The sequence below is a fragment of the Streptomyces lacaronensis genome, from assembly GCF_047337785.1.
Lineage (GTDB): Bacteria > Actinomycetota > Actinomycetes > Streptomycetales > Streptomycetaceae > Streptomyces > Streptomyces lycopersici.
Window position 1 is genome coordinate 8,541,150 of the sequence record NZ_JBLHDK010000003.1, and the last position, 14,539, is coordinate 8,555,688.

The following is a 14,539-nucleotide window of genomic DNA, read 5'->3' on the forward strand; positions in this document are numbered from 1 at the left end:
ACGGTAGCCCCGGCCTCCCGGGGGGACAACGACAATGGCGCCGGGCGTCACGCCTCGGCGCGGTCCTTCGCCTCGGTGATGTCGGCGACCGTCCTGGCCCGGCCGGCGTCGTCCACCTCGCGCAGCAGGCAGGTGAGGCGGGCGGTGCACACCCGCCGGTCCTGCTCATCGCTGATGACGATCTCGTAAGTGGCGGTGGAGCGGCCCCGGTGGACGGGGGTGGCGACGCCGGTGACCAGGCCCGAGCGGGCGCCCCGGTGGTGGGTGCAGTTGAGGTCCACGCCGACCGCGATCCGCCCGCTGCCGCCGTGGAGCATCGAGCCGACCGAGCCCAGGGTCTCGGCCAGCACGGCGGAGGCGCCGCCGTGCAGCAGCCCGTACGGCTGGGTGTTGCCCTCCACCGGCATGGTGCCCACGACCCGCTCGGCCGAGGCCTCGAGGATCTGCACGCCCATGCGGGTGCCGAGATGCCCGGCGGAGAACAGCGCGTGAAGATCCACGCCGAGCGCCGCGTACTCGTCGAGTACCTCTTGCGGGAACTTCACGCTGGTCTGCTCGCCCATCGGGACAGGCTCCGTTCGGTTGCTGTGGTGGCCACCTTTGCTTGTGGTGGCCACCTTCTTACCAGGCAACTGAGCAAACGCTTAGGCCGGGGTCGTCTGTTCCAGGCGGACGACCACGGACTTGCTCGCCGGGGTGTTGCTGGTGTCGGCGGTGGCGTCCAGCGGGACCAGGACGTTGGTCTCCGGGTAGTACGAGGCGGCGCAGCCGCGCGCGGTCGGGTAGTGGATCAGGCGGAAGCCGGTGGCACGCCGCTCGGTGCCGTCCTTCCACTCGCCGACCAGGTCGACGTAAGCGCCGTCGGACAGCCCGAGCTCCTGGGCGTCCTCGGGGTGCACCAGCACCACCCGGCGGCCGTTCTTGATGCCGCGGTAGCGGTCGTCCAGGCCGTAGATGGTGGTGTTGTACTGGTCGTGGGAGCGCAGGGTCTGCAGCAGCAGCCGGCCCTCGGGCGCCTCGGGGTACTCGACGGGGGCCGCGGTGAAGTTGGCCTTACCGGTGGTGGTGGGGAAGCTGCGGCTGTCGCGCGGGGCGTGCGGCAGGGCGAAACCGGAGGGGTCGCTCACCCGCTCGTTGAAGTCCTCGAAGCCGGGGATGACGGCGGCGATGCGGTCGCGGACGCGCGTGTAGTCCTTCTCGAACTCCTCCCAGGGGGTGTGGCTCTCGGGGCCCAGCACCCGGCGGGCCAGCCGGCAGACGATGGCCGGCTCGGAGAGCAGATGGGAGCTCGCGGGCTCCAGGCGCCCGCGGGAGGCGTGCACCATGCCCATCGAGTCCTCGACGGTGACGAACTGCGGGCCACCGCCCTGGACATCGCGCTCGGTGCGGCCGAGAGTGGGCAGGATCAGCGCCCGCGCGCCGGTCACCACATGGGAGCGGTTGAGCTTGGTGGAGACATGGACGGTCAGCCGCGCGGTACGCATCGCGGACTCGGTGACCTCGGTGTCGGGGGAGGCCGCCACGAAGTTGCCGCCCATGGCGAAGAAGACCTTGGCCTGGCCGTCGCGCAGGGCGCGGATGGCCCGGACGACGTCGAAGCCGTGCTCGCGGGGCGGGGCGAAGCCGAACTCCCGCTCCAAGGCGTCCAGGAAGGCCGGGGCGGGCCGCTCGAAGATCCCCATGGTGCGGTCGCCCTGCACATTGCTGTGGCCGCGCACCGGGCAGACCCCGGCGCCGGGGCGGCCGACGTTCCCGCGCAGCAGCAGGAAGTTGACGACCTCACGGATGGTGGGCACCGAGTGCTTGTGCTGGGTCAGGCCCATCGCCCAGCACACGATGGTCCGCTTCGAGTCGAGGACCATGCGCAGCGCGCGGTCGATGTCGGCGCGGTCGAGCCCGGTGGCGCGCAGCGTCTCGTCCCAGTCGGCGGCGCGGGCCTCGGCGGCGAACTCCTCGAAGCCGTGGGTGTGCTCGCGGATGAACTCCTCGTCGGTGGCTCCCTCCGTCTCCAGGACGAGCTTGTTGAGGAGACGGAAGAGGGCCTGGTCGCCGCCGATCCGGATCTGCAGGAAGAGATCGGTGAGCGCGGTGCCGCCACCGGCGATACCGCGGGCGTTCTGCGGGTTCTTGAACCGCTCGAGACCGGCCTCGGGCAGCGGGTTGATGGAGATGATCTTCGCGCCGTTGGCCTTGGCCTTCTCCAGGGCGGAGAGCATGCGCGGGTGGTTGGTGCCCGGGTTCTGCCCGGCCACGACGATCAGGTCGGCCTTGTAGAGGTCCTCCAGCAGCACGCTGCCCTTACCGACGCCGAGGGTCTCGGTGAGCGCCGAGCCGGAGGACTCATGGCACATGTTGGAGCAGTCGGGCAGGTTGTTGGTGCCGAACTCGCGGGCGAAGAGCTGGTAGAGGAAGGCCGCCTCGTTGCTGGTGCGGCCCGAGGTGTAGAAGACCGCCTCGTTGGGGGAGTCGAGCGCGGTCAGCTCGTCGGCGATGATGTCGAATGCCCGGTCCCAGGTCACCGGCTCGTACCGCTCGGCGCCCTCGGGCAGGTACATGGGCTGGGTCAGCCGGCCCTGCTGGCCGAGCCAGTAGCCGCTGCGGGTGGCGAGGTCGGCCACCGGGTGGGCGGCGAAGAAGTCGGGCGTCACCCGGCGGAGGGTGGCCTCCTCGGCGACGGCCTTCGCGCCGTTCTCACAGAACTCCGCCGCATGGCGCTTGTCCGGCTCGGGCCAGGCGCAGCCGGGGCAGTCGAAGCCGTCCTTCTGGTTGACGCGCAGCAGGGTGAGTGCGGTGCGGCGCACGCCCATCTGCTGGTGCGCGATGCGCAGCGAATGCCCTACGGCCGGCAGTCCGGCGGCGGCATGTTGTGGGGGTGTGACCTCGGGCGCGTCCTGGATCGGATCGCCTGCGGGCGGCTTCGCTGCCATGTCGCTCCCCTTGGGCTCGAGCGTTGCGGGACCTGTGTGTGGACCTATGGGTCCGATCCTGTCACGGGCCACCGACAGCCGGGGCGGCGGCCCGGTCCGGCTTCGGCGGCCCGCCCCGCCCCGCCCGGCCCCGCCCCGGTCCGCCCCGCCCGGCCCCGCCCCGGTCCGGTCCGCCCCGCCCCGCCCCGGTCCGGTGGCCGGGGCGGGAGGCATTGTCGGTGGGGCGTGGCAGGATCGGGGGCGTGGCAGAGAAAGCATCGAAGAAGACCGCAGCGCCCGCGCCCGACCGCACGGGGGATGACCGTCCCCGCCTGCTCCTGCTGGACGGGCACTCCCTGGCATACCGGGCGTTCTTCGCGCTGCCGGCGGAGAACTTCAACACGACCACCGGCCAGACGACCAACGCGATCTACGGCTTCACCTCGATGCTGGCGAACACGCTCCGTGATGAGCAGCCCACGCACCTCGCCGTGGCGTTCGACGTCTCGCGCAAGACCTGGCGCTCCGAGCAGTTCACCGAGTACAAGGCGAACCGCTCCAAGTCCCCCGATGAGTTCAAGGGCCAGGTCGAGCTGATCGGCGAGCTGCTCGACGCCATGAAGATCACGCGCTTCGCGGTGGAGGGCTTCGAGGCCGACGATGTGATCGCCACCCTCGCCACCCAGGCCGAGGAGCAGGGCTTCGACGTTCTGATCGTCACCGGCGACCGGGACTCCTTCCAGCTGGTCACCGACCATGTCACGGTGCTCTACCCCACCAAGGGCGTCTCCGAGCTGACCCGGTTCACCCCCGAGAAGGTGCAGGAGAAGTACGGCCTCACCCCGAGCCAGTACCCCGACTTCGCGGCCCTGCGTGGCGACCCCTCGGACAACCTCCCCGGTATCCCGGGCGTCGGCGAGAAGACCGCGGCGAAGTGGATCAATCAGTTCGGCTCCTTCAAGGAGCTGGTGGAGCGCGTCGAGGAGGTCAAGGGGAAGGTCGGCGAGAAGCTCCGCGACCACCTGGAGTCCGTGAAGCTCAACCGCCAGCTGACCGAGCTGGTGCGGGACGTGGAGCTCACCGCCGGCCCCGAGGGGCTCGAGCGCGCCCCGTACGACCGGGAGGCGCTCGGGGTGATCCTGGACGCGCTGGAGTTCCGCCACCAGAACTTCCGCGACCGGATCATGGCCGTCGACCCGGGCGCGGCGGCGGACGAGCCCGTGGCCTCCGAGCCGGGTGTCGCGGTCGACGGAGCGGCGCTGGGCGCGGGCGAGCTCGCCCCCTGGCTGGAGAGCCACCGCGACGCCCCGCTGGGCCTGGCCACCGTCGACACCTGGGCGCTGGGCAGCGGCAGCGTCAGCGAGGTCGCGCTGGCCACCGGCTCCGGCCCCGCCGCCTTCTTCGACCCCTCGCAGCTGGACGAGGCCGACGAGCGGGCGTTCGCCGAGTGGATCGCGGACCCGGACCGCCCCAAGGTGCTGCACAACGCCAAGGGGATCATGCGGGTCTTCGCCGAGCACGGCTGGTCCGTCGCGGGCGTGCGCATGGACACCGCCCTCGCCGCCTATCTGGTCAAGCCCGGCCGCCGCTCCTTCGAGCTGGACGCCCTGTCGGTGGAGTACCTGGGCCGTGAGCTGTCCCCGGCGGTGGCAGCGGACAGCGGACAGCTGGCCTTCGGCGCCGATGAAGAGGCCGAGCGGGACGCCCTGATGATCAAGGCGCGGACCATCCTGGACCTGGGCGAGGCCTTCGGCGGCCGGCTGAAGGACGTGGGCGCGGCCGGGCTGCTGCACGACATGGAGCTGCCCGTCTCCGAGCTGCTGGCCCGGATGGAGCGGTCGGGCATCGCCGCCGACCGCGACTGGCTGGAGCGCATGGAGCAGCAGTTCGCGGCAGCCGTGCGGCACGCCGTGAAGGAGGCCCACGCCGCGGTGGGCCATGAGTTCAACCTCGGCTCGCCCAAGCAGCTCCAGGAGGTGCTCTTCGGCGAGCTGGGCCTGCCCAAGACCAAGAAGACCAAGACCGGGTACACCACGGACGCCGACGCGCTGGCCTGGCTGGCCGCGCAGACCGACCACGAGCTCCCGGTGATCATGCTGCGCCACCGTGAGCAGGCGCGGCTGCGCTCCACCGTCGAGGGCCTGATCAAGACCATCGCCCCCGGCGGCCGCATCCACACAAGCTTCAACCAGACCGTGGCGGCCACCGGCCGGCTCTCCTCCACCGACCCCAACCTGCAGAACATCCCGGTGCGCACGGACGAGGGCCGGGCGATCCGGCGCGGCTTCGTCGTCGGCGACGGCTTCGAGTCGCTGATGACCGCCGACTACAGCCAGATCGAGCTGCGCGTGATGGCTCATCTCTCCGAGGACGAGGGCCTGATCGAGGCGTTCACCTCCGGTGAGGACCTGCACACCACGGTCGCCTCCCAGGTCTTCTCCGTCGACAAGTCGGCGGTCGACCCGGAGATGCGCCGCAAGATCAAGGCCATGTCCTACGGGCTGGCGTACGGCCTCTCGGCGTTCGGCCTCTCCCAGCAGCTGGGGATCACCCCCGACGAGGCCCGCAAGCTGATGGAGAACTTCTTCGAGCGGTTCGGCGGGGTGCGCGACTACCTCCAGCGGGTCGTCGAGGAGGCGCGCGCCACCGGCTATACGGAGACCATGCTCGGCCGCCGCCGCTATCTGCCGGATCTCACCAGCGACAACCGCCAGCGCCGCGAGATGGCCGAGCGGATGGCGCTCAACGCCCCGATCCAGGGCACCGCCGCCGACATCGTGAAGATCGCGATGCTCAAGGTGGACGCGGCGTTGACGAAGGAGAAACTCTCGTCGCGGATGCTGTTGCAGGTCCACGACGAAATCGTGCTGGAGATCGCCCCCGGTGAGCGGGAGCGGGTCGAGGAGCTGGTGCGCCGGGAGATGACGGGCGCCTTCCAGCTGAGCGCTCCGCTGGACGTATCGGTAGGATCCGGTGCCGACTGGGAGTCGGCGGCTCACTGAGAGTTCGCCCGGTGGGGTGTTTGCACCGGTAGCTGCGGGCCATAAGTTGTCGTAGTGTCACCAGAGTTGACGCGCCGGGGGAGCGCATCGTGTTCGACGGGAGGGACACACGGATGGCACCGCTAATCGGCCGACGACTGCGCAAGGGGGCGGCCACGACAGCGGTGGCGGCGGCCGCGATGGCCGCCCTCACCGCGTCCCAGGCGCCGGGATTCGCCAATTCCGACCGTGGCGACCGGGACCGGGAGCAGCGGGCGGGGGAGGCACCGGCGCCGGACGACACGCCCATCGACGGTGGTTCCTCGTACCACACCGATCTGCCACCTCTGGTCACCCCCGACAAGCCGGGCTCCTCGATCGATCTGCCCGGGCTCCCCGGGGGCAGCAGCATCAAGCCCGAGGCGGGGATACCCGCGAGCGTCCTGGCCGCCTACAAGAAGGCGGAAGCGACCCTGAGGGAGTCCAACCCCGGCTGCAATCTGCCCTGGGAGCTGCTCGCCGCGATCGGCAAGGTCGAGTCCGGCCAGGCCGGCGGCGGCAATGTGGACGCGAACGGCACCACCGTCTCGCCCATCCTCGGCCCGGTCCTCAACGGCGACGGCTTCGCCCTGATCAAGGACACCGACGGCGGTGCCTACGACGGCGACAGTACGCATGACCGGGCGGTCGGCCCCATGCAGTTCATCCCATCCACCTGGGCCAGCTGGGGCCGGGACGGCAATGGTGACGGCGAGAAGGACCCCAACAACGTCTATGACGCCGCCCTCGCCGCGGGCGGCTACCTCTGCGCGGACGGCCGCGATCTGTCCGTCAAGGCCGACCTGGACCGCGCGATCCTCGGCTACAACCACTCGCGGGAATACCTGAACACCGTCCTGTCGTGGTTCGAGTACTACAAGCGCGGCACCCATGAGGTCCCCGACGGCACCGGTGCGATCCCCTCGGGGAAGGACTCCGGCTCCGGCCCGGGCGACAAGGGCAAGGACTCGGGCAGGAATCCGGGGAAGGGCGGCGGCAAGGACACCGGGAAGGGCGAGGAGAACGAAGCCCACACCCTGCCCAAGCCCAACGACGAGCCCGACACCACCCCCCCGACCCCGCCGGCCGACGGGAACGGGGGCACCCCCGGCACCGGGACCCCGACCCCGAAGCCCCCCACCACTCCGCCGTCCACCCCGAGCGGCACCAGCAAACTCACCACCGTCGGCGCGAAGGAGCTGTCCACCATCGCGGGCACCGGGTTCGACCGGTCGCCGCGCGTCAAGGCCGTGGACACCGCGGGCAAGCCGGTGGCCGGCGCCCGGGTGCGGTACGAGATCCTCGGCGACACCGACACGCGCTTCCTCGGCCTGGTCAAGTCCGCCACCGTGCTGACCGCCGCCGATGGCACCGCCATCGCGCCCAAGCTGCTCGCGGGCGAGAAGACCGGCACCTTCACCGTGCGCGCCACCGCCGTGGGGCGCGAGGCCGCACCGGTCGAGTTCACCGCCACCGTCAAGGCCCGGCCCGTGCCGCGGGCAGACGCGCTGGCCCGGATCGACGACAAGAAGCTCACGGCCCAGACCGGTGCCTCCTTCGCCGACGCGCTCACCGTCAAGGCCACCAACAAGGGCAAGATCATGGCGGATGTCCCGGTGACCGCCACCATGATCACCTCGGCGAAGGACCCCAAGCCCAACGACAAGGGGCCCTACTTCCTGGACGACAAGGGCAAGCCGGTGCGCACCCTGGCCGCCCTGAAGACCAACGCCCACGGCCAGCTCACCCTGCCGGAGATCCTCGCCGATGACCAGGCGGGCACCTTCCTGCTCCGCCTCACCGCCGAGGGCGGCGCCGTCCTGGACATCGAGCTGACGGTCACCCAGGCCCCCGCCGCGTAGACAACCGCCCCTCATACGGTTCACCGCACCGCCCCTGAGCCCCCACCGGGCCCAGGGGCGGTGTGACGCATTCACGCCTTCGTGTTCTCATCTGCGCCCCCCGTTGCTACGGTGCCCCATCCCTGACGAAGCGTCAGGCAGCGCCTCGCACCGACCACGAGGAGGCCCCGTATGCGTGCCCTCGCCGCCGCCGCGATCGGACTCGCCGCCGCCCTCGCCATCGTTTTCACGGTGACGGCCATCGGCGCCCCCAGCGGTGGGACCTCCCCGGAACCCCTGCTCACCACCGTCCCCAAGCACCCCTGAGGGAGGGACATCCGCCATGCGCCGCAGAGCAAGCCTGGTGCTGCTGGCCTTCGCCGTCTTCTTCGCGGCCCTCGCGCCGCTGCTGCGCTGGTATGCCTATCCCCGGCTGGCCAAGATCCCGCCCAGCGAGTACCAGACGGCGGTGATGGAGGCCAGCCCGGCCACACTGCTCGACTACGGCACGATGCAGCCCCGCACCGTCCCCAAGGTCAGCATCGTGCAGACCCTGCGCGGCAATGTGCCCGCCGCGAAGAAGGTCGGGAAGGCGACCGGGCGCGATGTCGTCGTCTGGGACACCCTGTCGTATGTGGCCGGGCCCGACGGCAAGATGGTCTCCAAGATCCCCGAGCGCTATGTCTTCGACGCCCACTCCCAGGACCCGGTGCACGCGGGCGGCGAACATGTCGACGGGGACGCGGTGCGCCGCGACGGCATCGAGTACAAGTGGCCGTTCCTCACCGAGAAGCGCGACTACCGCTACTTCGACGCACAGACCCGCACCTCCGCCCCCATCCACTACAAGGGCACCCGGAACTTCCGCGGCCTGGAGGTCTACTACTTCGAGCAGACCATCCCCTGGACCAAGGTGCCGCTGCCCAAGACCATGCCGGTCGACGGCGTCACCCCCGAGACCGTCCGCAAGGCCGGCACCTCCCGCTGGTACAGCACCAAGCGGATGTTCTGGGTCGAGCCCACCAGCGGCGCACCGGTCAACGGGCAGGAGATCCACAAGGAGGAACTGCGCGGCGGCACGCTGCTGGGCGACCGCGACCGGGTGACCGTCTTCTCCGGCCATGTGAAGATGCGCGAGGACTACATCCGGCACACGGTGGACATGGTCAAGTCCCAGCGACAGCTGGTCCTGCTGCTCACGACCTATCTGCCTTGGGGCTTCCTGATCCTGGGGCTGGCCCTGCTCGCGCTCGCGCTGCTGCTGGAGGCGCGCGGCCGCGCCACGCGGCCGCCGTCCGCCCCGGCGGCGCCGGCCGCGTTGTCAGTGGCGGGCCGTAGCGTATGACCATGCCAGTGAACAGCTGCGTCCCCGGCCCCGAACTCATCGGCCACATCGCCGACTTGGCCCGCCTGGAATGGACCCCGGGCGCCACGGCGGCCGCCGCGAAGCGCTTCGGCTGGGTGCCCGACGGCTCCCGTACGTCCTCGTACGCCACCAACACCGGACACCATGTCCTCCCGGAGTGGTTCGGCGGGCCGGACGACGCGGACACCGAATGCATGATCCCGTTCTGTTACTACTACGAACCGGACGACTTCGACGCGGAGTTGCAGGCCGACGGGCTCAGCGGCAATGTCGACTGGCTCGCCGGCTACCACTCCGGCGACCCCGGCTGGGTCTTCGACCGCGATGCCGACCGCTCCGGCTTCGACGGCCGGTGGCGCGCCGCCGTGGACGCCTTCGGCGAGCGCCTCGGCCAGCCGGAAACCGTGGTGCGGGACGAGAAGGGCGACCACCCGTGGAACTACGCGGCATGGCGCTGCGGCGGCAATGCGGTGGTGGTCGGCCAGTGCGTCGACAACGGCTCGTACATGACCTTCGAGCAGGCGCTCATATGGGTCGGGCCGCACCCTGTGGACGAGCCGTTCCCGACGGGGGAGCAGTTCGCCCTGAGGCTGGAGTGCTGAGCGGGCGCGAGTGCTGAGCGGGCGCGAACGCTGAACCGGGCGGAGCGCTGAGCGGTGCGGCCGTCGCGTCAACTTCCGTCCTCGCGGTTCGCCCGTGGTGGCCAAGCCGGTAGTGATCAGGGTGAGGGCGTGGCTAGCATGCCGCTCATGCCTGGCATCACGATTGAGTTCACCGAGCAGGAGCTGGCCGAGCTGCGTGCCGAGGCGAGGGAGAAGGGCGTCGCGATCAAGCGGCTGGCGCACGACATACTGACCGAGGACGTGGTGCGCAGGCGTCAGAAGCAGCGCTTCGTCGAGGGCGCCGTGAAGTTCGCCCTGGCCTACAAGGCCGAGTTCGAGCGGGAGTTCCCGCACGGCATGCGGTGATCCTGTACGTCGACGCCGGTTGGGTGCTGAACGTCCAGGTCGAGGTCTCCCCGGTGAACACCCCGGTCCGGGACTGGGGCGCGCTGCACTGCATGACCGAGCGCCACCGCTACGAGCGGTTCGCGGGCGAGCCCTACTACGAGGAGGCCGCCGCCCGCGCCGCGACCTTTCTGCACACTTCACTGATCCTCGAGCCGTTCTCCGACTACAACGCCACGATCGGCGCGGCCTGCGCGCAGATGTACATGGAGGAGTCCGGAGAGCCGATCGCGCCCCCGCCGGGCGCCATGGTCAAACTGGTCCGCGACTTACGGGAGATCAGCGGCTTCCGCCTCGGCGAGACCGCCCGCCGCCTACGCGCCTGGGCCGACTGACACCGGACTGACGCACTGCCCGGCTCCCAGGGCCCCGGGTTTCCTTCTGCGTCCCCCACGACTCACCGCGCGGCCCGCTTGGCCGTACCGCTCCAGCGCTCCACGCGTTCTACGGCGTTCCGTCGTCCCACTGCGCCGCGTGGCCACCGCGCCCCGGTGCCCACTGGGCGCTCGTGGTCGCGTGGCCTCCCGGGCGCATCGCTCAGCGGCGGGTGTTGGTGCGGCGGGTTGGTTCTGCCGTGGTCGGGTCCTCGGGCCAGGGGTGCTTGGGGTACCGGCCACGCAGTTCGGCGCGGACCGAGCGGTAGCCGTCCTTCCAGAAGGACGCCAGATCGGCGGTGACCGCGGCCGGGCGTCCCGCCGGGGACAGCAGATGGATCAGCAGCGGCACCCGGCCGCCCGCGATCCGGGGCGCCTCCTGCCAGCCGAACAGTTCCTGCAGCTTGACCGCCAGCACGGGCCGGTCCGCGCCGTAGTCCACCCGCACCCGCGAGCCGCTCGGCACCTCGATCCGCTCCGGCGCCAGTTCCTCGAACCGCGCGGCCTCGCCCGTGGCCCATGGCATCAGCCGGGCCAGCGCCTGCCCGGCGTCGACCCGCCCCAGATCGGCGCGCCCGCGGGCCCGTACCAGCTCCGTCCCGAGCCAGTCGTCCGGGCGGTCCAGCAGCGCCTCGTCGGAGACGTCCGGCCAGGCCCCGCCCAGTTCACGGTGGAGGAACGCCATCCGCTGCCGGACCGCCGTGGCCTGTGCCGACCAGCGCAGCAGCCCCGTGCCCTCGCGGCGCAGCCCCTCCAGCAGCGCCCGGCGCACCAGTTCCGGATCGGGGTCGGACAGCGGCCGGGAGACCAGCTCGATCGCGCCGAGCCGGACCACCCGGCGCGCCAGGACGTCCCCGTCGGCCCAGCGCACCTCCTCACCCTCCGAGGCCAGCGCCGCGGCCGCCGCCCGGGCGGTGTCCTCGTCGGTCACCGCCGCGAGCCGCACCCGCGCCGACGCGGAGGCCACCGGCCGGTCCGCCACGGCCACCGCGAGCCACGGCGCCCCGCCCAGCCGCGAGCCGTCGCCCAGCTCCGCGCCCGTCCCGGCGGCCATGAGGTACGCCCGCTCGCCGCGCCGCCGGGCCACCCGCTCCGGGAACGCCAGCGCGGCCATCAGCCCCGCCACGGCGTCATCGCCGCGCCCCGGACCGGCACCGCCCTGTCCGCCGTCCGGGCCCGGGGTCCCCGCGGCGGACAGGGCGTGTTCGAGCCGCCGGGCCTCCTGGCGCCAGCGGGCGGCGTAGGGGTCGCCGCCGTGGCGGGCGGTGCGCCAGGCGGCGGCGAGGTCGTCGCCGTACTCCCTCGGGGGTTCCTCGCTCAGCAAGGCCACCACCTCGGCCGCCCGGCGCGCGCCAACCTCCTTCGCGCCGTCGATGAGCGCCCGCGCCAGGCGGGGGTGGAGGCCGAGGCGGGCCATCCGGGTGCCGCGTTCGGTGGCCCGTCCTACGGCGTCCACGGCGCCGATCGCGGTCAGCGTCTCGCGTGCGGCCGCCATCGCCCCGGTGGGCGGCGGATCGAGCAGGGCCAGCCCAGAGGCGTCCGGATCGCCCCAGCACGCCGTCTGGAGGGCGAAGGCCGTAAGGTCCGCACCGGCGATCTCCGGGGACGGGAACCGCGGCAGCCGGGCGTCCTCCGCCTCCGGCCAGCAGCGGTAGACCACCCCGGGCGCCTCGCGCCCCGCACGGCCCGCGCGCTGCCGGGCGGCGGCCCGTGACGCCCTTACGGTCGTCAGCGCGCTCAGCCCGCGTGCGTGGTCCATCCGGGGCTCCCGTGCCAGCCCGCAGTCCACGACGATCCGTACGCCCGGCACGGTCAGGCTCGACTCGGCGACCGAGGTGGCCAGCACCACCCGCCGTCGCCCGCCGTCCGCGCCCGCGAGCACCGCCTCCTGAACGGCGGCGGGCGCCCGCCCGTGCACCTGGAGAACCTCCGCTTCGGCGAGCCCGCCCAGCTTCCCGGCCACCCGGGCGATCTCCCCGACGCCCGGCAGGAAGCACAGCACATCGCCCTCCCGCTCGCGCAGCGCCCGCCGCACCACGGCCGAGACGTGGTCCAGCAGGGCGGGGTCCACCCGCATCCCGTGCGGCGGCCTTACGGGGCGCTCGGGCGGCGCCCACACCACCTCCACCGGATGGGAGACCCCCGGTGCCGAGACGACCGGCGCGGGCTCCCCAGGGCCCGCCCCGCCATTCCCGGCATCCCCGCCGATGCCGCCATCCCCGCCGTCGCCGAGCAGCCGTGCCCAGCCCTCCGCGTCCGTGGTCGCCGACGCGGCGATCAGCCGCAGATCGGGGCGCAGGGCGGCCCGGACGTCCAGCAGGAAGGCGGCGGCCGTGTCCGCGTCCAGATGGCGCTCATGGCATTCGTCGAGCACGACCACATCGACGCCGGCCAGCTCCTGATCGCGTTGCAGGCGCTGCAACAGCACCCCGGTCGTGACCACCTCGACCACGGTCCCGGGCCCGGCCCGCCGCTCCCCGCGCACGGTGAAGCCGACCCTGCCGCCCGGCCGTTCGCCCAGCAGCCACGCCATCCGCCGCGCGGCGGCCCGCGCCGCGATCCGCCGCGGCTCGGCCACCAGCACCCGCCGCACCGGCCCGCCGCCCACCAGCCCGGCGAGCACCAGCGGCACCAGCGTCGTCTTACCGGTCCCCGGGGGCGCGCACAGCACGGCGACCCCGCGGTCGTCGAGCGCGCGCAGCAGCTCGGGCACGGCTTCGCGTACGGGAAGGCGGTCCAGGGCCTCGGCGCGCGCGTCCGCGGGTTTGGTCAACGCCCGCCTCAGTCCCGCTCGCATACGAAGATCGCCGTGCCGGGGATGAGGTTCCCCCGCAAGGGGGACCAGCCGCCCCACTCCTGGTGGTTCCACGCGGGCCACTCCGGTTCGACCAGGTCGACCAGCCGGAAACCCCCGGCCACCACGTCCCGCACCCGGTCGCCCAGCGTCCGGTGGTGCTCCACATAGACGGCCCGGCCCGACTCGTCCTGCTCCACATAGGGCGTGCGGTCGAAGTAGGAGGCGGCGATGGACAGTCCCTCGGGCCCCGGTTCGTCGGGGAACGCCCAGCGGATCGGATGCGTCACCGAGAAGACCCACCGCCCGCCCGGCCGCAGCACCCGGCGCACCTCGCGCATCACCCGCACCGGCTCGGCCACGAACGGCACCGCCCCGTACGCCGAGCACGCCAGGTCGAACGAGCCGTCCCGGAAGGGCAGGGCGGTGGCGTCGGCCTGCACCAGCGCGACCCCGCCCGCCTCGCCGGACCGGGACGCCCCGGAGACCCCGGAGACCATGGAGCCCCCTGAGGGCTCGGAGGTCCCGGAGGACCCTGAGGCCGCCGCCTCCGCGTCGATCCGCCGTGCGTGCCGCAGCTGCCGGAGCGAGAGGTCCAGCGCCACCGGCCGCGCCCCCCGCGCGGCCAGCCAGCGGGCGCACTGCGCGGCGCCCGCGCCCACCTCCAGCACATCGCGCCCCTTGAGTGCCTCCACCGGGCCCAGCAGCCCGGCCTCCGCCTCGTCCAGCCCCTCCGGGCCCCATATGAACCGGTCGTCGCCCAGGAAGGCGCCGTGCTCCTCCTGGTACTCGTCCGCGTTGCGGTCCCACCACCCCCGGTTGGCCCGGCTGCTCTCCGCCGTGTCGGCGGTCCGGCGGGTGGCCGTCGGCTCGGCGGCCTCCCCAGGGGTGCTGGGCTCGTGTTCTTGGACCATCGCGCGCGTCGTCGTACTCTCTGTATCGACCTGTGGCTGCGGGGCGCGGTGAGAACCGCGTCGCAGTACGGACCATGCAATTTGCCGGGTTTGGGGCGTTATTCCCCGCGTGTGCTCTTCGTGCATTGACCATGCCCGGCTGCCCCCGTATGCTACAAGTTGCGCTGCGGGCCTGTGCGCCTCGGACGGAGCAGGCCGCACTCGCATCTGTTGTATGTCCCCTCGGTTGTCGAGGCGCTCGGGTTTTTCGATACCTGAAATCGGAAAGATTCGGCGTCTCCAAGGCTGTCCGGCTTCGGCAGTGTGATAAGGGTCCT

The 14,539-nt window shown here is 72.2% G+C and carries 11 protein-coding genes; 7 read left to right on the forward strand and 4 right to left on the reverse strand.

All coding sequences use genetic code 11. From position 1 onward, the window contains the following. Window positions 1–47 precede the first annotated feature (47 nt). Entirely contained in the window at window positions 48–563 is a 516-nt protein-coding gene (locus tag ACMTAK_RS36755; RefSeq protein ID WP_413810154.1) for a hotdog fold thioesterase, read from the reverse strand. Window positions 564–644: 81 nt separating this feature from the next. Further along, complete coding sequence (locus tag ACMTAK_RS36760) at window positions 645–2,927, reverse strand: FdhF/YdeP family oxidoreductase (protein ID WP_413810155.1); 2,283 nt, start codon at window positions 2,925–2,927, stop codon at window positions 645–647. Window positions 2,928–3,169: 242 nt separating this feature from the next. Here ACMTAK_RS36760 and polA point away from each other — a divergent pair, with 242 nt between their 5' ends. The 7 genes from polA (at window position 3,170) to ACMTAK_RS36795 (ending at window position 10,475) form a co-directional block, all read left to right on the forward strand. Further along, window positions 3,170–5,908, forward strand: a complete 2,739-nt coding sequence (gene polA / locus ACMTAK_RS36765) for a DNA polymerase I (RefSeq protein ID WP_413810156.1) — start codon at window positions 3,170–3,172, stop codon at window positions 5,906–5,908. A 113-nt stretch (window positions 5,909–6,021) separates the two neighbouring features. Next, on the forward strand, window positions 6,022–7,788 hold the full coding sequence (locus ACMTAK_RS36770; RefSeq protein ID WP_413810157.1) for a lytic murein transglycosylase: 1,767 nt from the start codon (window positions 6,022–6,024) through the stop codon (window positions 7,786–7,788). Window positions 7,789–7,959: 171 nt separating this feature from the next. After that, window positions 7,960–8,094: an SPW_0924 family protein gene (locus ACMTAK_RS36775; protein ID WP_413810158.1), complete on the forward strand. Its 135-nt coding sequence runs from the start codon at window positions 7,960–7,962 to the stop codon at window positions 8,092–8,094. Window positions 8,095–8,110: 16 nt separating this feature from the next. Beyond that, entirely contained in the window at window positions 8,111–9,112 is a 1,002-nt protein-coding gene (locus tag ACMTAK_RS36780; RefSeq protein ID WP_413810159.1) for a PorA family protein, read from the forward strand. Between the two features lie 2 nt (window positions 9,113–9,114). Next, window positions 9,115–9,735: a hypothetical protein gene (locus ACMTAK_RS36785; RefSeq protein ID WP_413810160.1), complete on the forward strand. Its 621-nt coding sequence runs from the start codon at window positions 9,115–9,117 to the stop codon at window positions 9,733–9,735. 147 nt (window positions 9,736–9,882) lie between these two features. Then, window positions 9,883–10,101, forward strand: coding sequence for a hypothetical protein (locus ACMTAK_RS36790; RefSeq protein ID WP_020872172.1), 219 nt, complete (start codon window positions 9,883–9,885; stop codon window positions 10,099–10,101). Beyond that, the gene (locus ACMTAK_RS36795) at window positions 10,098–10,475 is read left to right on the forward strand and encodes a hypothetical protein (protein WP_413810161.1); all 378 of its coding nucleotides are present in this window, start codon (window positions 10,098–10,100) and stop codon (window positions 10,473–10,475) included. Before ACMTAK_RS36790 ends, ACMTAK_RS36795 begins: the two co-directional genes overlap by 4 nt. Window positions 10,476–10,677: 202 nt before the next feature. Here ACMTAK_RS36795 and hrpB read toward each other — a convergent pair whose 3' ends face one another. Both hrpB and ACMTAK_RS36805 read right to left on the reverse strand, forming a co-directional pair. Beyond that, window positions 10,678–13,311, reverse strand: a complete 2,634-nt coding sequence (gene hrpB, locus ACMTAK_RS36800) for an ATP-dependent helicase HrpB (protein WP_413810162.1) — start codon at window positions 13,309–13,311, stop codon at window positions 10,678–10,680. Next, the gene (locus ACMTAK_RS36805; protein WP_413810163.1) at window positions 13,296–14,222 is read right to left on the reverse strand and encodes a class I SAM-dependent methyltransferase; all 927 of its coding nucleotides are present in this window, start codon (window positions 14,220–14,222) and stop codon (window positions 13,296–13,298) included. Before ACMTAK_RS36805 ends, hrpB begins: the two co-directional genes overlap by 16 nt. Window positions 14,223–14,539 lie beyond the last annotated feature (317 nt).